The organism is Janthinobacterium sp. GL_088 (genome assembly GCF_057837845.1).
Genome location: NZ_CM174453.1, coordinates 2,159,410 through 2,177,654 on the forward strand (window position 1 = coordinate 2,159,410; position 18,245 = coordinate 2,177,654).

17 protein-coding genes are annotated in these 18,245 nt (G+C 62.5%); 10 read left to right on the top strand and 7 right to left on the bottom strand.

Features of this window, described 5'->3' with window-relative positions; translation table 11 throughout:
- Nucleotides 1-12 precede the first annotated feature (12 nt).
- On the top strand, nt 13-1,344 hold the full coding sequence (locus tag AC3IQ7_RS09920) for an MFS transporter (RefSeq protein WP_489209300.1): 1,332 nt from the start codon (nt 13-15) through the stop codon (nt 1,342-1,344).
- 32 nt (nt 1,345-1,376) lie between these two features.
- Nucleotides 1,377-2,645, top strand: coding sequence for a glycerate kinase type-2 family protein (locus tag AC3IQ7_RS09925; protein WP_489209302.1), 1,269 nt, complete (start codon nt 1,377-1,379; stop codon nt 2,643-2,645).
- 2 nt (nt 2,646-2,647) lie between these two features.
- Here the strand turns inward: AC3IQ7_RS09925 and AC3IQ7_RS09930 are convergent, their stop codons facing one another.
- Entirely contained in the window at nt 2,648-3,661 is a 1,014-nt protein-coding gene (locus AC3IQ7_RS09930; protein WP_489209304.1) for a zinc-binding alcohol dehydrogenase family protein, read from the bottom strand.
- A 95-nt stretch (nt 3,662-3,756) separates the two neighbouring features.
- On the opposite strand from AC3IQ7_RS09930, the gene AC3IQ7_RS09935 reads away from it, so the two are divergent.
- The gene (locus tag AC3IQ7_RS09935) at nt 3,757-4,671 is read left to right on the top strand and encodes a LysR family transcriptional regulator (protein ID WP_099380082.1); all 915 of its coding nucleotides are present in this window, start codon (nt 3,757-3,759) and stop codon (nt 4,669-4,671) included.
- A 44-nt stretch (nt 4,672-4,715) separates the two neighbouring features.
- Here the strand turns inward: AC3IQ7_RS09935 and AC3IQ7_RS09940 are convergent, their stop codons facing one another.
- Complete coding sequence (locus AC3IQ7_RS09940; protein ID WP_099380083.1) at nt 4,716-5,093, bottom strand: c-type cytochrome; 378 nt, start codon at nt 5,091-5,093, stop codon at nt 4,716-4,718.
- A gap of 248 nt (nt 5,094-5,341) precedes the next feature.
- Here AC3IQ7_RS09940 and AC3IQ7_RS09945 point away from each other — a divergent pair, with 248 nt between their 5' ends.
- The 3 genes from AC3IQ7_RS09945 to AC3IQ7_RS09955 all read left to right on the top strand — a co-directional run bounded on the left by AC3IQ7_RS09945 (nt 5,342) and on the right by AC3IQ7_RS09955 (nt 9,318).
- Complete coding sequence (locus tag AC3IQ7_RS09945) at nt 5,342-6,886, top strand: DUF1800 domain-containing protein (protein ID WP_489209307.1); 1,545 nt, start codon at nt 5,342-5,344, stop codon at nt 6,884-6,886.
- 21 nt (nt 6,887-6,907) lie between these two features.
- Nucleotides 6,908-8,092 carry a DUF1501 domain-containing protein gene (locus tag AC3IQ7_RS09950; RefSeq protein WP_322427978.1) on the top strand — a complete coding sequence of 395 codons (1,185 nt, stop codon included), beginning with the start codon at nt 6,908-6,910 and terminating at the stop codon, nt 8,090-8,092.
- Between the two features lie 89 nt (nt 8,093-8,181).
- Nucleotides 8,182-9,318 carry an AI-2E family transporter gene (locus AC3IQ7_RS09955; RefSeq protein ID WP_489209309.1) on the top strand — a complete coding sequence of 379 codons (1,137 nt, stop codon included), beginning with the start codon at nt 8,182-8,184 and terminating at the stop codon, nt 9,316-9,318.
- A 92-nt stretch (nt 9,319-9,410) separates the two neighbouring features.
- On the opposite strand, the gene AC3IQ7_RS09960 is transcribed toward AC3IQ7_RS09955, so the two are convergent.
- Nucleotides 9,411-9,635, bottom strand: a complete 225-nt coding sequence (locus AC3IQ7_RS09960; RefSeq protein WP_010396348.1) for a hypothetical protein — start codon at nt 9,633-9,635, stop codon at nt 9,411-9,413.
- A gap of 146 nt (nt 9,636-9,781) precedes the next feature.
- Here AC3IQ7_RS09960 and AC3IQ7_RS09965 point away from each other — a divergent pair, with 146 nt between their 5' ends.
- The 3 genes from AC3IQ7_RS09965 to AC3IQ7_RS09975 are packed head-to-tail and all read left to right on the top strand — an operon-like array spanning nt 9,782 to nt 12,276.
- Nucleotides 9,782-10,534, top strand: a complete 753-nt coding sequence (locus AC3IQ7_RS09965; protein ID WP_489209312.1) for a phosphatase PAP2 family protein — start codon at nt 9,782-9,784, stop codon at nt 10,532-10,534.
- Nucleotides 10,535-10,539: 5 nt separating this feature from the next.
- Nucleotides 10,540-11,454, top strand: a complete 915-nt coding sequence (locus AC3IQ7_RS09970; RefSeq protein WP_489209314.1) for a diacylglycerol/lipid kinase family protein — start codon at nt 10,540-10,542, stop codon at nt 11,452-11,454.
- 3 nt (nt 11,455-11,457) lie between these two features.
- Nucleotides 11,458-12,276 (top strand): metallophosphoesterase family protein, encoded by an 819-nt coding sequence (locus tag AC3IQ7_RS09975; RefSeq protein ID WP_099380089.1) that lies wholly within the window; start codon nt 11,458-11,460, stop codon nt 12,274-12,276.
- A 106-nt stretch (nt 12,277-12,382) separates the two neighbouring features.
- Here the strand turns inward: AC3IQ7_RS09975 and AC3IQ7_RS09980 are convergent, their stop codons facing one another.
- From AC3IQ7_RS09980 to AC3IQ7_RS09990, 3 genes are all read right to left on the bottom strand, one after another.
- Complete coding sequence (locus AC3IQ7_RS09980) at nt 12,383-12,613, bottom strand: type II toxin-antitoxin system ParD family antitoxin (protein ID WP_099380090.1); 231 nt, start codon at nt 12,611-12,613, stop codon at nt 12,383-12,385.
- A 101-nt stretch (nt 12,614-12,714) separates the two neighbouring features.
- The gene (gene cls / locus AC3IQ7_RS09985; protein WP_322427981.1) at nt 12,715-14,106 is read right to left on the bottom strand and encodes a cardiolipin synthase; all 1,392 of its coding nucleotides are present in this window, start codon (nt 14,104-14,106) and stop codon (nt 12,715-12,717) included.
- Nucleotides 14,103-16,214, bottom strand: coding sequence for a site-specific recombinase (locus tag AC3IQ7_RS09990; RefSeq protein WP_099380107.1), 2,112 nt, complete (start codon nt 16,212-16,214; stop codon nt 14,103-14,105). The genes cls and AC3IQ7_RS09990 overlap by 4 nt, the downstream gene beginning before the upstream one ends.
- Nucleotides 16,215-16,533: 319 nt before the next feature.
- Between AC3IQ7_RS09990 and AC3IQ7_RS09995 the strand changes: the two genes are divergently transcribed.
- Nucleotides 16,534-17,643, top strand: a complete 1,110-nt coding sequence (locus AC3IQ7_RS09995; protein WP_489209317.1) for a porin — start codon at nt 16,534-16,536, stop codon at nt 17,641-17,643.
- Here AC3IQ7_RS09995 and AC3IQ7_RS10000 read toward each other — a convergent pair.
- The gene (locus AC3IQ7_RS10000) at nt 17,631-18,209 is read right to left on the bottom strand and encodes a DUF3617 domain-containing protein (RefSeq protein ID WP_489209319.1); all 579 of its coding nucleotides are present in this window, start codon (nt 18,207-18,209) and stop codon (nt 17,631-17,633) included. The genes AC3IQ7_RS09995 and AC3IQ7_RS10000 overlap by 13 nt on opposite strands.
- Between the last annotated feature and the right edge of the window lie 36 nt (nt 18,210-18,245).

The following is an 18,245-nucleotide window of genomic DNA, read 5'->3' on the forward strand; positions in this document are numbered from 1 at the left end:
CAGGAGACACCCATGACCACCCAACCAGGCGCCAGCCTGTCCGCCGGCGCGTCCGCGCAGGACCGCGTGCGCGAAGGCGCCTACCGCAAGGTCACCTTGCATCTGATTCCCTTCATCTTCATCTGCTACCTGTTCAACTACCTGGACCGGGTGAATGTCGGCTTTGCCAAGCTGCAAATGCTCGATGCGCTGCAATGGAGCGAAAGCGTGTACGGCCTGGGCGCGGGCATTTTCTTCATCGGCTACGTGGCCAGCGGCGTGCCCAGCAATCTGCTGCTGCACCGCCTGGGCGCGCGCAAGGTCATCGGCACCCTGATGATTGCCTGGGGCATCGCCTCTGCCTGCCTGATGTTCGTCACCACGCCGGCCGCGTTTTACTCGCTGCGCTTCATCACGGGCGTTTTCGAGGCGGGTTTCTTCCCCGGCATCGTGCTGTATTTTACGAACTGGTATCCCGCTTCGCGCCGGGGCCGCATCATGGGCCTGTTCATGTCGGCCATTCCCATTTCCGGCTTGCTGGGCAGCCCCTTGTCGGGCTGGATGATGCAATCGTTCGCGGGCCATGGCGGCCTGGCTGGCTGGCAATGGATGTTCCTGCTGCAAGGCATACCCACCGTGCTGCTGGGCTTTCTCGTGTATGTGCTGCTCAATGACGGCATCGCCCAGGCGAAGTGGCTGACTACGGAAGAAAAGCAGCTGCTGCGCGCCGACCTCGACGAGGACGAACGCCAGCGCCGCAACAGCGCGAATACGGCCGACACCTTTGCCAGCGTGTTGCGCAACAAGCACGTATGGATGCTGGGCCTCGTGTATTTCTGTATCCAGATGGGGGTGTATGCGATCAACTTCTGGCTGCCCACCATCGTCAAGTCGCTGGGTTTCGCCAGCCCCGTGGCCGTGGGCTGGATCAGCGCCATTCCCTACCTGTGTGCCAGCATCTTCATGATCTGGGTGGGCCGTTCGGCCGACAAGCACAAGGAACGCCGCTGGCATTTGAGCGGCCCCCTGCTGATGGCGCTGTGCGGCTTGCTGCTGGCCACCCAGGCGCACGGCAACGTGGTCATCGCCCTGATCGGCCTGTCGCTGGCGACCATGGGTGCGCTGTCCGGCCTGCCCATGTTCTGGCCTTTGCCGACGGCGTTTCTCGGCAGCGCGGCGGCGGCCGGCGGCTTGGCGCTGATCAACTCGCTGGGCCAGGTGGCGGGCTTCGTCAGCCCCTTCCTCGTCGGCTGGATCAAGGATGCGACGGGCGGCACCGACGTGGCCCTGTATATTCTTTCCGCAGTCATGCTGCTGGGCGCCATACTGGTGCTGCGCGTTCCCGCGCGCATCGTGAACCGTTGAACGAAGCTGCCATCGAACTGGAGGAATTGACAATGACGACCACCGCGGCGCCGCGCGCCTTGCTGCAAGCCATGTTCCAGGCCGCCATCGCAGCGGCCCAGCCATCGCACTGCATCCCGCCCCATTTGCCGCCTGCGCCCAAGGGCCGGCTGATCGTCATCGGCGCCGGCAAGGCGTCGGCCGCCATGGCGCAAGCCGTGGAACAGCACTGGCCGGGGCCGCTGTCCGGTCTCGTCGTCACGCGCTACGGCTATGCCGTGCCGTGTGTGCGCATCGAGATCGTGGAAGCGTCGCACCCTGTGCCGGATCAGGCCGGCATGGACGCGGCGCGCCGCATGCTCGATCTGGTCGCCAACTTGCAGGCGGACGATACGGTGCTGTGCTTGATTTCGGGCGGCGGCTCGTCCCTGCTGGCCTTGCCCCTTGAGGGCATCAGCCTGGAAGACAAGCAAGCCTTGAACCGCGCATTGCTGGCGTCGGGCGCCAGCATCGGCGAAATGAATTGCGTGCGCCGCCATTTGTCCGCCATCAAGGGCGGGCGTCTGGCGGCCGCCTGCCATCCGGCGCAAGTCATCACTTTGGCCATTTCCGACGTGCCTGGCGACAAGCTGGGCGACATCGCTTCCGGCCCCACGGTGGGCGACGCCACGACGTGCGAGGATGCGCTGGCCATCGTGCGCCGCTATGGGATCACATTGCCGGACAGCATAAGAAAAACGCTGGAAAGCGGGCGCGGCGAATCCGTGAAACCCGATGACCCACGCCTGGCGCGCTCGCAGACGACCCTGATCGCCACGCCGCAGATGGCGCTGGAAGCGGCGGCAGAGGTGGCGCGCGCGGCCGGCGTCACGCCGTATATATTGGGCGACAGCCTGGAAGGCGAGGCGCGCGACGTGGGCAAGGTGATGGCTGGCATCGCGCTGCAAACGGCCTTGCGGGGCCAGCCGTTTCCCGCCCCGTGCGTGCTGCTGTCGGGCGGCGAAACGACGGTCACCGTGCGCGGCAATGGCCGCGGCGGGCGCAATGTGGAATTCCTGCTGGCGCTGGGCATCGCGCTCGATGGACACGAGGGCATCCACGCGCTGGCCGGCGACACGGATGGCGTCGACGGCCAGGAAGACATCGCCGGCGCGGTTCTGGCGCCCGACACCCTGCAACGGGCCTGGGCGCTGGGCATCAAGCCCCGCGACAGCCTCGACAACAACGATGGCCACGGCTTCTTCCAGGCGCTGGACGATAGCGTGATCACGGGCCCGACCTTGACGAATGTCAATGATTTCCGGGCCATCCTGATCAGCTGAGTTTAGAAGCCCTCGAGTACGATTTTTCCCTTCGCCGTATTGCTTTCCAGCAGGGCATGCGCGCGTTTCAAATTCGCGGCATTGATCGTGCCGAAGCGCTCGGCCAGGGTGGTCTTGATGACACCCGCATCCACCAGCTGCGCCAGTTCATCGAGCAATTCATGCTGCTTGACCATGTCGGCCGTCTGGAACAGCGAACGGGTAAACATCAGTTCCCAGTGCAGCGACACGCTCTTGCCCTTGAACTTGCGCACATCGATGTGCTCGGGGTCGTCGATCAGGGCGAACTTGCCTTGCGGCGCGATGAGTTCCACGATTTGCTCGAAATGCTTGTCGGTCTGGTTCAGGCTGATCACATAATCGACGAGCGGCAAACCCAGGCGCGTGATTTCCCCCGCCAGCGGCAGGCTGTGGTCGATCACGTGGTGGGCGCCCAGTTCCTTCACCCAGTCGGCAGTTTCCGCGCGCGACGCCGTGCCGATGATGGTGACACCTGTCAATTGCCGGGCCAGTTGCACCAGCACGGAACCGACGCCGCCGGCCGCGCCGATCACCAGCAGGGACTTGCCCGTCAGGCTCTTGTCGCGGCTGAGCTGTAGGCGGTCGAACAGCAATTCCCAGGCCGTAATGGCCGTCAGCGGCAGGGCGGCAGCCGGAGCAAAGTCCAGGCTGGCTGGCATGTGGCCGACGATGCGCTCGTCGACCAGCTGGAATTCGCTGTTGCTGCCGGGGCGGTTGATGGCGCCCGCGTACCAGACTTTATCTCCCACCTGGAACAGGGTCACGTCGGGGCCGACGGCGGTGACGACGCCGGCCGCATCCCAGCCCAGCACTTCCGGCTGGCCGTCTTTCGGCGCGCGGTTCTTGCGCACCTTGGTATCGACGGGATTGACGGAAATGGCGTGCACGGCGACGAGCAGGTCGCGTCCCGTGGCGGCGGGCACGGGCAGCTCGATGTCGAGCAGGGCGTTGGCATCCGTGATGGGCAGGCTGTGGTGGTAGGCGATGGCTTTCATGTTCTTCCTCGTTGAGTGGATACCGTATGATGGTGGCAATGCCGGCCTGGAAACAGGGGGCGCGTACCGAAACACTTTCAAAGGAATGCTGAAAATTGCTGCGACTCGATGACTTGCAGGTATTTGTGCGCACGGCCGACCGCGGCAGTTTGTCGGCGGCCGCGCGCGAACTCGGCATTTCGCCCGCGCTGGCCAGCGCCGCCGTCAAGCGCCTGGAAGCGGAACTGGGCATGCGCCTGCTGGCTCGCACGACGCGCTCGCTGAGCCTGACGCCGGAAGGCACGCAATACCTGGAGCACGCGCGCGAAGCCTTGCGCCTGCTGCGCGCAGGCCACGATGCGCTGCTGGCGAGCAAGGACAGTTTCGGCGGAACCTTGAAAATTGCCATGCCATCGGACCTGGGCCGCAACCTGATGCTGGGCTGGCTGGACGAGTTCCAGCTGCGCCATCCGAAACTGCAGTACCAGCTCAGCGTCAGCGACCGGGTGGCCGACATGGTGCGCCAGCAAGTCGACGTGGCCATCCGCTATGGCCAGCAAGACGATTCGAGCCTGATCGCCATGCCGATCGCGCCCGCCAACGACCGGGTGCTGGTAGCGTCTCCCGCCTACCTGCGCGAATACGGCCCCCTGCTGGCGCTGGAAGACTTGTCGCAGCGCAATTGCCTGCGTTTCGCGCTGGAAGACGGCTTGCATGACCGCTGGACCTTTTACCGCCTGCCCCAGCGCGAGCAAGTGACGGTGTCCGTGAGCGGCAACCGCAGCGCAGACGACGCCGACCTGGTGCGCCGCTGGGCCGTGGCGGGCCTGGGCATCGCTTACAAATCGCGGCTCGACGTGACTGGCGACCTGGTCGCCGGCCGTTTGCAAGCGCTGTTGCCCGAGGTGGCGGGCGAAGCGACGCCCTTGCACCTGGTCTGCACGCACCGGGCGCAGGTGACGCCGCTGGTGCTGCAGTTGCGCGATTTCCTGCGCGACAAATGTGCGCAGCTATTGAAACAGCATGATTGAGCGGAGCTTATTCCTTCGCGAGGTGCCCGCCGCGCATCTGAATATCATCGATTCTTTAAAATCACTTCACTCATGTATTGATTCAAATCGCGAAAATCCTTTACCCGCCAGGCATATGGCGCGATCTTGACGCCATTCTCTTTCAAGGTCTTTGGAATCAAATCGCCATTCGGACGCAGTATGACCGACGATACGATTACGCCCGGATAATCCTTCAGGCGTTTTTTGAACGCGGCGCTTGTCAGGTCAGGCGTGGGAGGCGTGCTTTTATTCGCCAATGGCCCGGTGCCCTTGATCTCCGCGCCATGGCACACGGCGCAGCGCTGGACATACAGCGTTTTCCCATTCAGATTCTCCGCCAGGGCTGACGGCGTTTGAATCAGCGATAACGTTCCTAATGCAGCGATAAATAATATTTTCATTTCTTTTAATGTGGACGTATTGTATGGATAATGTCTGGTTCGAGAGAAAATACGGCGCTGCCATTGCAATACGCAATTCTCCCGATAACATTTTATCCGAGATTATTCATCATAATGCGCCCGTACCCGCGAGCGCAGGGCTGGTGAACAATCCTGCTTGATTACAACTCGTTGCAAATGGCAATCATGCGCAGGTCAACCTGGGCGTACCCTCAAGCATTCTGCATGAAACCGCTCGAAGGACTGCCATGACCCCACACCGATTCTTGCCGCCGACCTTGATTTCCCTGCTCTTGCTGGCCGGCTGCGCCGCGACCGGACCTGCCGTCCAGTCCGATCATCGCGCGCAGACTAGTTCCACACAGGACATCGCCATGCTGGAACGGGTCAGCTGGGGCGTGAACGGGGGCAGCGTGCGCCAGGTGCAGGACAAAGGCTGGAACGCCTGGCTGCAGGCGCAGTTGCACCCAGGCAAAGCCAGCTTGCCGCCCGCCGTGCAGGCGCAAATCGACGCCATGACCATCAGCCAGGTGCCGCTCGATCAATTGGTGGTTTCTATGGAGCAAAAGCGCAAGGATGCGGCCGGCGTGATGGACGACATGGCAAAGCAGCAGGCGCAAAAGGATTACCAGCAGGAACTGAATCGCCTGGCACGCGAGGCGGCCACGCGCTCGCTGTTGCTGGACGTGTATTCGCCTAACCAGTTGCAGCAGCAACTGAGCTGGTTTTGGCTCAACCATTTCAGCGTGCATCAGGGCAAGCACAACTTGCGCGCCATGGTGGGCGATTACGAGGCGAACGCTATCGCACCACATGCACTGGGGAAATTCCGTGACTTATTGGGCGCGACCGTCCATCATCCGGCCATGCTGCGCTACCTGGACAATGAAGCCAACGCCGCCAAGCGCATCAATGAAAACTATGCGCGCGAGCTGATGGAGCTGCATACCCTGGGGGTGAACGGCGGCTACAGCCAGGCTGACGTGCAGGAGCTGGCGCGCATCCTGACCGGGGTGGGCGTGAATCTGGGAGCGGACACTCCGAAGGTGAAACCGGCGCTGCAGTCGCAATATGTGCGCAAGGGCTTGTTCGAGTTCAACCCGAACCGCCACGATTACGGCGATAAACAATTCCTCGGGCAAACGGTGAAGGGCCGGGGGCTGGCCGAGCTTGATGAAGCGCTGGATCGCCTGAGCCGCAGTCCCGCCACGGCGCACTTTATCAGCGGCAAGCTGGCCCAGTATTTCGTCGGCGACAATCCGCCCGAAGCGCTGGTGGCGCGCATGGCGGCCACCTTCCAGCACAGCGACGGCATGATTGCCGACGTGCTGCAGACGATGTTCGACAGCCCCGAGTTCCGGCAATCGCTGGGCAAGAAATTCAAGGACCCCATGCATTACGTGGTGTCGGCCGTGCGCCTCAGCTATGACGACAAGCCCATCCTGAACGCGGGCCCCATGCTGAGCTGGCTTTCGCGCATGGGGCAGCCCCTGTACGGCCGCCAGACCCCGGACGGTTATCCATTGACGGACGCCTCCTGGGCCAGCCCAGGGCAAATGACGACGCGCTTCGATATTGCCCGCACCATCGGTTCGGGCAGCGCCGGCCTGTTCAAGACGGATGGCCCGCAGCCGCAGGAAAAGGTCGCGTTCCCGCAACTGGCCAGCGCCCTGTATTACCAGTCGCTGCAGCCAGGCCTGAGTCTGGCGACGCGCCAGGCCCTGGAGCAGGCCGCTTCGCCGCAGGAGTGGAATACCTTTTTGCTGTCATCCCCTGAAATGATGCACCGCTAAGTTGAAACTGAAGGAATCGCCATGAATCGTCGTGACTTGCTGAAAGCCCTGGCCGCCGCGCCCTTGTTCACTCACGCGGGCAGTCTGCTGGCCGCACCCGCCACGGATGCCAGGCTGCTGTTCGTCTTCCTGCGTGGTGGCTATGACGCGAACAACCTGCTGGTGCCGGTCGGCAGCGATTTTTATTATGCCTCGCGGCCGAATATCGCCATCGCGAAACCGGGCGAGGACAACGGCGCGCTGGCCTTGAACGCGGACTGGGCCCTGCATCCGGCCTTGCGCGAAACCATCTATCCCATGTTCACGGGCGGCGAGGCGGCCTTCATCCCGTTCGCTGGCACGACGGATTTGACGCGCAGCCATTTCGAGACGCAGGACAGCATCGAACTGGGACAGGAGATCGGCGGGCGCCGCGACTTCCGCTCGGGTTTCCTGAACCGTCTGGCGCAAAGCCTCAATAGCAGCAATCACGCCATTTCTTTCACCGACCAGTTGCCCCTGATTTTCCAAGGCGGCGTGCAAGTGCCGAACATGGGACTGCGCTCCGTGGGCAAGGCGGGCATTGATGCGCGTCAAAGCCAGGTCATCGCCGCCATGTACAAGGGCACGCCCCTGCAGCAACCGGTCAGCGCGGGCTTTGCCGTGCGCGACGATGTGACCAAGGAATTGACGGGCGAGATGCAGGCGGCCAACCGCAACGCCATCAGTACCAAGGGCTTTGAACTGGAAGCGCAGCGCATCGCCCGCTTGATGAAGGACAAATACAAGCTCGGCTTCGTCGACGTGGGTGGCTGGGATACGCACGTGGGGCAGGGCGGCGCCAGCGGCTACCTGGCGGGGCGCTTCGAGGAGCTGGGGCGGGGCCTGGCCGCGTTTTCGCAGGAAATGGGCAGCGCCTGGCGCAATACGGTGGTGGTCGTGGTCAGCGAATTTGGCCGCACCTTTCGCGAAAACGGCAACCGCGGCACGGATCACGGCCACGGCAGCGTGTTCTGGGTGCTGGGCGGCGGAATCAAAGGCAAACAGGTGGCGGGCGAGCAGGTGGCGATTGCGCAGGCGAATTTGTTCCAGAACCGCGACATGCCCGTGCTGAATGAATACCGGGCCGTGCTGGGCGGCTTGCTGCGCCGCACCTTCGGCTTGACCCCGGCGCAGCTCGACCATGTGTTCGCCGGCGTGAAACCGGTGGAGCTGGGGCTGGTGTGATGCTGCGAACCTCCGTGTTACGCTACGCCTGCGCAACTGGCGCATAGCGAATACTGGCGGCCTGTGGCGCCGGGCACGAATGGAGTGGCATGAACGATACCCAGCGCGACATTGTCAGCGCAGGCTTTTCCCTGGCCTTGATCGCCGTGACGGCGTTCGTCATGCAGCGTTTCTTTTTGCCGCTCGTGTGGGCCGGCATCCTGTGCGTGGCCACCTGGCCCCTGTACCTGCGCGTGCGCGCGGCGCTGGGGCAGCGCACCATCATTGCGGCAGCCGTGCTGACCCTGGCGTTCGCCTGCATCTTCATCATACCCGTGCTGTTCGGCGTGGCGCAGGCGGCGCGCGAAGTGCCCGTGCTGGCCAATTTCGTCGTGCATGCGAACACCGACGGCTTGCCCGTGCCGCAATGGGTGGCGAACATTCCGCTGGCCGGCAGCGCCATCGGCGACTGGTGGCAAGCCACCCTGAGCCAGCCCCATGGCCTCGGCCACTTCTTTGCGGGCAGCGCCGTGGGCGGCTTTCATTCCGCGCGCGACATGCTCAAGGTGCTGGGCGCGGACGTGTTCCACCGCCTGGTCGACTTCGGACTGGCGTTTTTATGCCTGTTTTTCTTTTACAAGGATGGCGAAGCGCTGACGCGTCAGATCACGGCCGTCGGCAGCCATTTCCTGCGCCCCGAACGGTGGGGCCGCTATGCGCAAAAGATTCCTACCGCCATCCGTGCGACCGTCAACGGCCTGGTGCTGGTGGGCCTGGCCGAAGGCGTGCTGATCGGCATCGCCTACGCCATCGCCGGCTTGCCGTCACCGGCCCTGTGGGCGTTTGCCACTGGCATCCTGGCCATCATCCCGTTCGGTGCGCCGCTCGCTTACCTGTGCGCGGCTGCCTTGCTGATCTTCCAGGGCAATGTGGGCGCCGCCATCGGCGTAGCCGCTTGGGGCACCGTGGTGTTGTTTGTGGCCGACCACTTCGTGCGGCCCGGCATGATCGGCAACGCCACCCGCTTGCCCTTCCTGGCCGTGCTGTTCGGCATTCTGGGCGGCGTGGAAACCCTGGGCCTCGTGGGCCTGTTCATCGGCCCCGTCGTGATGGTGCTGTTCGTGACCTTGTGGTACGAAGCGAATGTGTCTGACCGCGTACCGCCTGCCAACGTAGCTGCCAACGCGCTTGCCGGCGCAACTGCTGAAACACCTGCCAGTCCGGCCGCACCGGAACGCACACAGTAGTGAGGGGGCGGCCAGCGTGCTGCTGGCCGGTACTGAGGCGTTCCCGGCGTGGCCGGACGGAGTACCTAGACCGCTACGCGGTTAAGGTGAACTTAATGCGCTTTAGATAAGATCAACAACCAACGGCGCATCAGCAGCACTTCAACATAGCCCGGCTCGATGCCCGTACCGCACTCGATCAAGGGATTGACGGTGTAGTAGCGCTTGCGGAAGTCGCGGCAGACGAGGATTTCGCGCTTGCCCATGCGGACGAGGAAAGAGCTTGGGGCGTATTCCAGGCCGAACCGTGAGCCAAAACCGCTATTCAATGTTGCCATGACAATTCCTTTGAGGGAGATGTGTTGAACGAGTCATCAGAATAGCATAACTACTGTATGAATACACAGCTACTGTATGAATAAACAGTATTTTTTTATTGGTGTGGTTTTTTTGATCATCCCGCTTGATTTGAGGAGTAAGTAGTTTGCAAGAGAAGAATGACATGGGCATGACCACGGGCTGGACCACGAAACTGCGCCGCTTTGTCGAGGCGCGCCTGTCGCCCGAAGGCGAGCTGGGCCTGCATATGACGGTGGGCGTGGCCTTGATGCTGGTGGCCATCGTGGTCTTTCACGAGATCGCCGAAGCCGTGATGGGCATGGAGCAGATCACGGTGATCGACTTGCAGGTGGCGCACTGGTTCAACCAGCATGCCGTGCCGTGGATCACCAGTTGCCTGCTGGTCGTCACGCACATGCATGGCGTGATCGGCGCCATCACCCTGGCCCTCTTGCTGGGCTGGTATCTGCACCGCAAGGGCGCCGATTACTGGCTGTTTACCCTGGTCATCACCATGCCGGGCGTCATGTTTTTGAACCTGCTGCTAAAGTACATTTTTGTCCGCGCGCGGCCCAGCTTTGACGAACCCATCCTGCAGACGGCCTTGAGCACGTACAGTTTTCCGAGCGGGCATACGGCCACCTCGACAGCCCTGTACGGCTTGCTGGCCGCCTACCTGATTTGCCAGACGGCGCCAGGCGCGTGGGGCAAGCGCATCGCCATCGCGCTGGGCGCCTTCCTGATGGCGTCACTCGTGGGTTTCAGCCGCATTTACCTGGGCGCGCATTACCTGAGCGATGTGCTGGCGGCCATGGCGGAAAGCTATGGCTGGCTGGCCATCTGCATCGCCGGCGTGTCGACCCTGCGCCGCCGCCGGCATATCCGGCAAACCAAATAAGGGGAGTGATCCTGAGCAAGATTGCAGTCATCATCAACGGGGGTGCCGGTTGCGGCTATGCGCCTGACTGGGCGCAGCAGCTCGAAGCGAAATTCGCCGCCGTGGGGCTCGACGCCGCCATCACCCTGGCCGCCAGCGGCGCAGACATGATCGCCACGGCCGAACAAGCCTTGCGCGATGGCGCGCCCATCGTCGTGGCCGGTGGTGGCGACGGCACCATCAACGCCGTCGCTTCCGTCGTGGTCGGCAGCGGCACGCCGTTTGGCGTCTTGCCGCTGGGTACCTTGAACCATTTCGCCAAGGATTTGAATATTCCGCTCGAGCTCGATGCGGCGATTGCCAACGTGGCGCAGGGCGTGCCGCACCAGGTCGACGTGGGCGAAGTCAATGGCCGCATCTTCCTGAACAATTCCAGCTTGGGCCTGTATCCGGACATCGTGCGCGACCGCGAAAAGCAGCAGCGCCGGCTGGGACGGGGCAAGTGGCTGGCCTTCAGCTGGGCGCTGCTGGCGGCCTTGCGCCGCTATCCCTTCCTCAGCGTGCAATTGAAACTCAAGGACGCCGTGCATGCGCGGCGCACGCCCTTTGTTTTCATCGGCAATAATGAATACCTGATGGAAGGCTTGAATATCGGCGAGCGCGAGCGGCTCGATGGCGGCCAGCTGAGCCTGTACGTGGCGCAGCGTCCGGGCCGCCTGGGCTTGCTGAAGCTGGCCTTGCACGCGCTGTTCGGCAAGTTGTCGCAAGCCAAGGATTTTGACGTGCTGACGGCCACCGACCTGGAAATCGCGACGCATCACCGCCGTCTGCGCGTGGCGACCGATGGCGAGGTGACGATCATGAATACGCCGCTGCAGTACCGCATCCGCCCGGCCGCGCTGGCGGTGCTGGTGCCAGCGCCGGCACCGACTGGGGAGTAAGGCATGCGTACCATCGTGCATTTGTCTGACTTGCATTTTGGCAGGGTCGACGCGGACCTGCTGGCGCCCTTGCGCGCGCTCGTCGAGCGCCTGGAACCGGACGTGGTCGTGGTCTCCGGCGATTTGACGCAACGTGCCCGCAGCGCCCAGTTCCAACAGGCGCGGCACTTTCTCGACAGCTTGCCGGGGCCGCAGATCGTGGTGCCGGGCAACCATGACGTGCCGCTGTACAACGTCTTTTCCCGCTTCCTGACGCCGCTGGTGAAATACCGGCGCCATGTGACGGACGATTTGTCGCCCGAATATGTGGATGAGGAAATCGCCGTGCTGGGCATCAATACCGCCCGCTCCCTGACCTTCAAGGATGGGCGCATCAGTCACGAACAGATTGATTTCCTGCGTGAACGGCTGGGCCGTTTGCCGCCCGGTTTGACGCGTATCATCGTCACGCATCATCCGTTTGACTTGCCCGAGCACTTCGACGAGGATGACCTGGTCGACCGCGCCCCGCAGGCGCTGCAAATGTTTTCCGAATGCGGCGTGGATCTGCTGCTGGCAGGACACTTGCATGCCAGCGTGGCGGGCAACACGGCCGAACGCTACAAGATCGCCGGCTACGCTGCCCTGATGGTGCAGGCGGGCACGGCCACATCCACGCGGGGCAGGGGCGAGTCGAACTCGTTCAATGTGCTGCGCGTGGAAAACAGTTGCATCCGGGTCGAGCGCTACAGCTGGAATGAAGACAGCGCCGACTTTGAAAAAGTCAGCACGGAAGCGTTCGAGCGCCAGGGCGGCGTGTGGGCCAGCTTGCGGCCGCTGTAGGTTTCCTGTAGGTCGGATTAGCGCGGCGAAGCCGGGCGTAATCCGACAATATTGTTGGCTTTGGTAATGGTTGTGGTGATGTCGGATTACGCTCCGCTAATCCGATCTACGCTGGCTGCTTGAATGCCCTGGCGTCGAAAGGCTGGGGTTCGCCGCTGGCCTCTCCTTCCAGCAGCGCCGCGCGGATCGCGTCGAGTTCGGCGCTGCGCTCCTGCTCACGCCGGATCAGATCGCGGATGTATTCGCTGTCGTTGGTATAGCGTCCGGCGTCAATTTGCGCCTTGATCCAGTCGTCTTGCTGGTCCGTCAAGGTAATGGTCTTGCGCACGGTTCCCATGATGGTCAACTCCAGAAATGAGCAATACGACGATCGTCATACTATTGGTGCAATATAGTGCATATCAGTGCGAATATCCAGCCGTTGAACTACGCCTACATTTACAGCCAGTAGTTCATGAAACGCGCCGCCCACTCCTTCATGCGGTCCGAGATGGGCCGCGTTTCCCATTTTGCTTTGGTGATTTCTTCCGAATCGCGCAAGTCTTCCTGGAAAGCGTTTTCCATTTCGCGCCCGAAGCTGTCGCCGAGCACGATCACGTTCAGCTCGCTATTGTGCAGGAAGCTGCGCATGTCGATGTTGGTCGAACCCACGGTCGACCAGGCGCCGTCGATGACGGCTGTCTTGGCGTGCAGCACGGCCAGTTTCAAGTGAAAGATGCGGACGCCGCCAGCTAGCAACTGGTCGTACAGCGCGTGTCCCGCGTGGAACACGAGGCCGCTGTCGGACACGCCGGGCAGCACCACGGTCACGTCCACGCCCCGTTTGGCGGCCGCGACCAGCGCGTCGACCGTCTGCTGGTCGGGCACGAAATAGGCGGATGTGATGTGGATGGATTTCTTGGCTTCCTGGATGGCCAGGATGTACGCCTTGTAGATTTCAAAGCCGCCGTCCGGCTCGCTGGCCACGACGCGCACCAGCTTGTCGCCCACTTCGGAAAGTACAGGGAAATAATTGGCGTCCGGCAAGTCGGCCTGGTCTTGCTGGGCCCAGGTGCGGATGAACAGCCACTGGAAGGCGGCCACGGCCGGGCCTTCCACTTTCACGTGGGTGTCGCGCCAGCCCACGTCCTTCTTGTCGGTGGCTTTCGATTTCGAGCGGAACAGCGAGCTTTTCGCGTAGGTATCGCTGATATTGATGCCGCCCGTAAATGCCATCTTGCCATCGACGATCAGCACCTTGCGGTGGTCGCGGTTGTTGATCTTCCAGTCATCGCCCTTGAGCTTGGCGGGATTGACGGGGTTGAAGGCGACCAGGTGAATGCCGGCCGCGCGCATGCGCTCAAAGAACGCCTGTGGCACGCCGAGGGTGCCCACGCTGTCGTAGATGACGTTGACCGTCACGCCCGCCTGCTGCTTTTCGATGAGCATGTCGGCAAACTTCAGGCCCAACGGGTCCTGGTCGAAGATATAGGTTTCCAGGTTGATGCTGTTTTTCGCTTCGCTGATGGCCTGGAACATGGCGGCCATGGTTTGCGGGCCGTCAAACAGCAGGGTCACCTTGTTGCCCTTGATCAAAGGCACGCCCGTGGCCGCCTCTTCCAGCGCGGCCTGGGTTTTCAGGTCCATGCCGGACCTGGCCCAGCGCTTGTTGAGCAGGGCGGCCCGGCTGTTGACGTTCAGCAAGGCGCCCTTGCTCGTGATCACATTGGGCTTGGCCACCGGTTCGAGGGTGGTATTGAGATTCTTGACATTGGGCAGCGAGGCGCATGCAGCCAGGGTCCAGCACAGCAGTAGGGCGGTGAGGCAGGGTTGCATGCGACTAGCGGTCATTTTTGAGCCTTGGTCGTGGGTGACAGGTTTGCCGACTCGTCGACCAGTGCCAAAGGTGGCGGGTTTTTCGAGCCGAAGAAGAAGACGATGGGCGAGCGCAGGAAGCGCTTGCCCAGAATCTTCAATAATTGCATGCCGTGCTTGAAGCGTACCTGGCGCGAACGCAGGGCGACCCACAGGGCCAGGCCGAAGCTGACCAGCAGGTTTGCCGTGCCGATGGCGAAGATGCCCGACAGCGACTTGACGGCCAGTTGCCAGCTCATGTTGTGGTCCAGGCCCACCAGGGCCGTCGCAAAGTTGGCGGCCGAGAAGGTGATGTGGCGGATATCGATGGGCAAGCCGATCAGGAAACCGAGGGTGCCGATGGAACCGAGCAGGATACCGAAATAGAAGTTACCCATCAGCCCGCCCAGGTTGTTTTCCAGATACAAGCCCAGCCGTTGCAGGCGTTCCTGGCCGATCACCCGGCCCAGGCCGCGCAATTGCGCGATGCGCTGCGCCCAGCGCGTGTACAGGGCCTGGTTGTCATAGTAGCCCGAAATCAGACCGGCCACGAACAGGCACACGCCGGCGATCATGGCGTAGAAGATGGCGGGGCTGCCGATGGGGTCGATATCGTGCAGCAAGTGCATGGCTTTTTCCGGCGTCACCAGATTGTGCCCCGTGATCGCCTTGTAGCCGAGCGCGATCAGCCAGGCCGTGGGGATGGCGGTTGCCAGGTTGCCCAGCACGGCCATGTTTTGCGTGCGGAAGACCTTGTTGATCAGTTCCGCCATGCTGTCGAGGTCGATATTCCGTCCATCCTTGCTGTGCAGGCCGGCGGCGATGCGCGAGGCCGTCATGGCCGGCTGCTTGGTGGCCACCGTGAAGTGCAGCAAGTGGATGAACATGAAGCCGATAGAGTAATTCATGCTGAACATGAAGGCTTCGACCAGCGGCGCCGAGCGCAAATACGACATCAATATCTTGAACAGGGCCATGAAGCCGATGATCACGCCCGCGCCGGCCGACGAGAGGAACATGGCGCCCATCTCGCGGCGGTTTTCCGCGATGTAATGCTCGCCCGTGCGGCTGGCGTTTTCCGTCACATTGCGCGCCAACAAGTTGATATTGTCGGAAAACAGGTCGCTGACCTTGTACTTGTGGTTATGCGCGCGTATCAGTTCCAGCGCCAGCCCGACGGCGCCCGCGCGGCGGCGGCTGACCGGTTGCGGGTGCAGCAAGTCCTGCGTGGCGTCCACCGTGATGGCGGCGATGTCCACGTTGTTCGATGCCGGCAGCTCGCCGCTCGTGTCGACCAGGAACAGCAGCTTGCGCAGGCGCTCGATGCTTTGCGCCAAGGCCACCAATAAATACGTCAGGGGAATGCTGGTGCCCTGGTACAGCGCCTTCTTGCGGATCTTGGCGATGACGGCGTCGCACTGGTCCAGCATCACCAGCAAATGACGCGCATCCTCGATGTGCTCGATGTCGCCTTGCAGCAAATTCGTGTAGGCGTCCAGGTAGGCGTTCACTTCCGTGTTCTGCACCATGAACGGCGACTGGAACACTTCAATTTCATTGTGGAAACGCGTCAATTCCGGTTCCAGGCCCATGGCGCAGACGCGGTAGGACAGGGTGCGGATGGCGTCGAGCATGCCTGGCAGCATGATGTTGCCATCGCCGACGGCCAGTTCGATGTCGTCGCTGGTGAGCACGTCGAACAGTTCCAGCCAGTCCGTGGCGGGCACGTTGCTGATCCACAAATAATCGGTTTTCAGGTACAGCACCTGGTCGAGCGCGTCGTTCAGGTATTCGTCGCCGAGGGCGGGCGGCAGCATGCGGTAGGCGATGCGGCGTTTCAATTCCGTGAAGAAACCGCTGTTCGACAGTACGCCGATATCGGTGTACAGGCTGGCGTGGCGGCGCGCGGCCAGCACGCGCAGCACGTATTCGTGCAGGGCGCGCGCTTGCGCGGGGTTACCTTTGAGAAGCTGGCGCAGGGTGCGCACGTTGGCAATCGCGGTAGCGCTGTCGTGCGAGCGCTTGGGACGCAGTGAGTTGAATAATTCCACCAGCAAGTCGATATTGCTGGAGTTGGGGTCAATGCGTTCGAGGATAGCTAGCATGCAGAAAAAACGGGCGAGCCGCTGTCGGTAAAACCAGTAGTGTACCGCCTGCGTCAAATCGCGCAACGTTCGCCACCGAACATTGCTTTACGGCAGGGCCTGCATTTCACGCCATTTTGCCGCAAATTAGCTGAATCATGGTCACTCTTGCGTGTTGTCAGTACGCGACGCGTAGTCAGGGACTAAGCTGAAGTTTCTGTTGTACAACGCACGGATGGCTGGACAAAAAGCGAGGATAAGGTAACACTAAGATCAGACACACAGCGCATGTCCTGATCAATACCGGGAAGTTTCAATTCACGTTACCGAGATATTTATCATGCAGACCTCGTATTTTGCGCTTGCTGTGATAGGGGTGGGGCCGTGGCTGCTCTTTGCACCGGCCCAGGCTGCCGATGGCGCAGGCAGTGCCGCATCCAGTAACGTTGCCGTGTACGGCGTGCTCGACGCGGGCATCGTGGCCGAGCGCGGCTGCGCCGCCAATTGCGCCGGCACCAAGGTGTCCGGCGGCGTCGCGTCCGGCTCGCGCCTAGGCGTGCAGGGCCGCGAAGCCCTGGGCAATGACGTGTCCGCCGTATTTACCCTGGAAGCTGGCGTGCAGAACGACACGGGCCAGTCGGAAGAAGGCCGCTTGTTCGGCCGCCAGGCCTACGTGGGCCTCGACAGCCGCCTGGGTGCGCTGACCCTGGGGCGCCAGTACAATCCCCACTACCTGGCCCTGACCGATGTGGCCGACCCGTTCAAGGGCGGCATGGCCGGCAGCGCCGGCAACCTGGCCGGCTACAGCATGAAACGCTATGACAATACCGTCAAATACGTGACGCCCGCCTTGCGCGGCGTGACCGCCAGCGCCATCTACAGCTTTGGCGAGTCGCCGTACAGCAATGCCAACAACCGCGCGTATGGCGCCACCCTAGGCTATTCGGCCGGCGCCGTGAATGTCAGCGTGTCGCACCAGCGCAAGAATAACCTCATCCTCGCTTCCGGCACCTTGCCCGCCATCGACATGTCGGCCCGCAACACCCTGATCGCCGCGAATATCGACCTGAAAGTGGCCACCGCCTTTGCCGCCGTGGGCATGAACAAGGGCTATGGCAGTTCGCCGTGGGACCCGAACAACGCCTACAGCGCGCTGGCCCTGTCGATGTCGTCGTCGGACAGCCGCGACACCTTGCTGGGCGTGTCCGTACCCGTGGGCGGCTTCAAGCTGCTGGCGTCCTGGGTGCGCAAGGATGACCGCGACCTGGCCAACCGCGACGCCAGCCAGGTGGCCGTCGGCCTCACGTATTCCCTGTCAAAACGCAGCGATTTCTACGCGTCCTACGCGAAGATTCACAACAAGAACGGCGCCCGCTACACGGTGGGCAATGCCAGCGATGCGGGCCGCGGCGACGCCGCTTTTAACATGGGTTTCCGTCACGGCTTCTGAGCCGCGGTCGCCGATGGGGCAGGGCAGCTTGCCCCCAGCCACTTGCCGTTGCTCGTTACATTTACCTGTTCCGGCGTGCCGCGCGCGCTGGTGGTCACCGCCAGCTGCATGGAAAATGCCTGGTCGCCCGTAAACAGCACCTTGCCTTCGCCGCTCGATTTCGGGTTGGCGCAGGTGAACGACACGTTCATGCCGCCCGCGATATCCGTATTTTTCGATTTGCAGTCGCCGGGCTGGCCCGTGGGAATCTGCTTGCGCGCCGCCATGTCCGGCGTCACGCAGGCCGTCACGCGCACGGCGCCGTCGGCGCCCACGGTGGGCATGGCCATGCCGCGGCTGGCCGCCATGTTTTCCAGCTGCTTGCGTTGATCAGGAGGGAGGTTGCCCAGTTGCTGCAGCACCATGGACATGGCGTTGTCGGTGGCGGCGTCCGGCGACGCCATCTTGCTGTCGACTTGCCACAGGCCCGGCTTGATGGTGGCGGCCTGCGATGCGGCCATGACATTGGCCTGGCTGCCCAAGGCGGCGCAAGCCAGCAGGGTCAGGCGTAGCAAAGAGTGTTTCATGTTGGCGTCTCCAGAAAAGGCAGACCCCAGCATACG

Bases quoted from the DNA above. Each gene is read 5' to 3' on its own strand.
- AC3IQ7_RS09920 (WP_489209300.1), top strand. From the start codon at position 13: ATGACCACCCAACCAGGCGCCAGCCTGTCCGCCGGCGCGTCCGCGCAG.
- AC3IQ7_RS09925 (WP_489209302.1), top strand. From the start codon at position 1,377: ATGACGACCACCGCGGCGCCGCGCGCCTTGCTGCAAGCCATGTTCCAG.
- AC3IQ7_RS09930 (WP_489209304.1), bottom strand. From the start codon at position 3,661: ATGAAAGCCATCGCCTACCACCACAGCCTGCCCATCACGGATGCCAAC.
- AC3IQ7_RS09940 (WP_099380083.1), bottom strand. From the start codon at position 5,093: ATGAAAATATTATTTATCGCTGCATTAGGAACGTTATCGCTGATTCAA.
- AC3IQ7_RS09945 (WP_489209307.1), top strand. From the start codon at position 5,342: ATGACCCCACACCGATTCTTGCCGCCGACCTTGATTTCCCTGCTCTTG.
- AC3IQ7_RS09950 (WP_322427978.1), top strand. From the start codon at position 6,908: ATGAATCGTCGTGACTTGCTGAAAGCCCTGGCCGCCGCGCCCTTGTTC.
- AC3IQ7_RS09955 (WP_489209309.1), top strand. From the start codon at position 8,182: ATGAACGATACCCAGCGCGACATTGTCAGCGCAGGCTTTTCCCTGGCC.
- AC3IQ7_RS09960 (WP_010396348.1), bottom strand. From the start codon at position 9,635: ATGGCAACATTGAATAGCGGTTTTGGCTCACGGTTCGGCCTGGAATAC.
- AC3IQ7_RS09975 (WP_099380089.1), top strand. From the start codon at position 11,458: ATGCGTACCATCGTGCATTTGTCTGACTTGCATTTTGGCAGGGTCGAC.
- AC3IQ7_RS09980 (WP_099380090.1), bottom strand. From the start codon at position 12,613: ATGGGAACCGTGCGCAAGACCATTACCTTGACGGACCAGCAAGACGAC.
- cls (WP_322427981.1), bottom strand. From the start codon at position 14,106: ATGACCGCTAGTCGCATGCAACCCTGCCTCACCGCCCTACTGCTGTGC.
- AC3IQ7_RS09990 (WP_099380107.1), bottom strand. From the start codon at position 16,214: ATGCTAGCTATCCTCGAACGCATTGACCCCAACTCCAGCAATATCGAC.
- AC3IQ7_RS09995 (WP_489209317.1), top strand. From the start codon at position 16,534: ATGCAGACCTCGTATTTTGCGCTTGCTGTGATAGGGGTGGGGCCGTGG.
- AC3IQ7_RS10000 (WP_489209319.1), bottom strand. From the start codon at position 18,209: ATGAAACACTCTTTGCTACGCCTGACCCTGCTGGCTTGCGCCGCCTTG.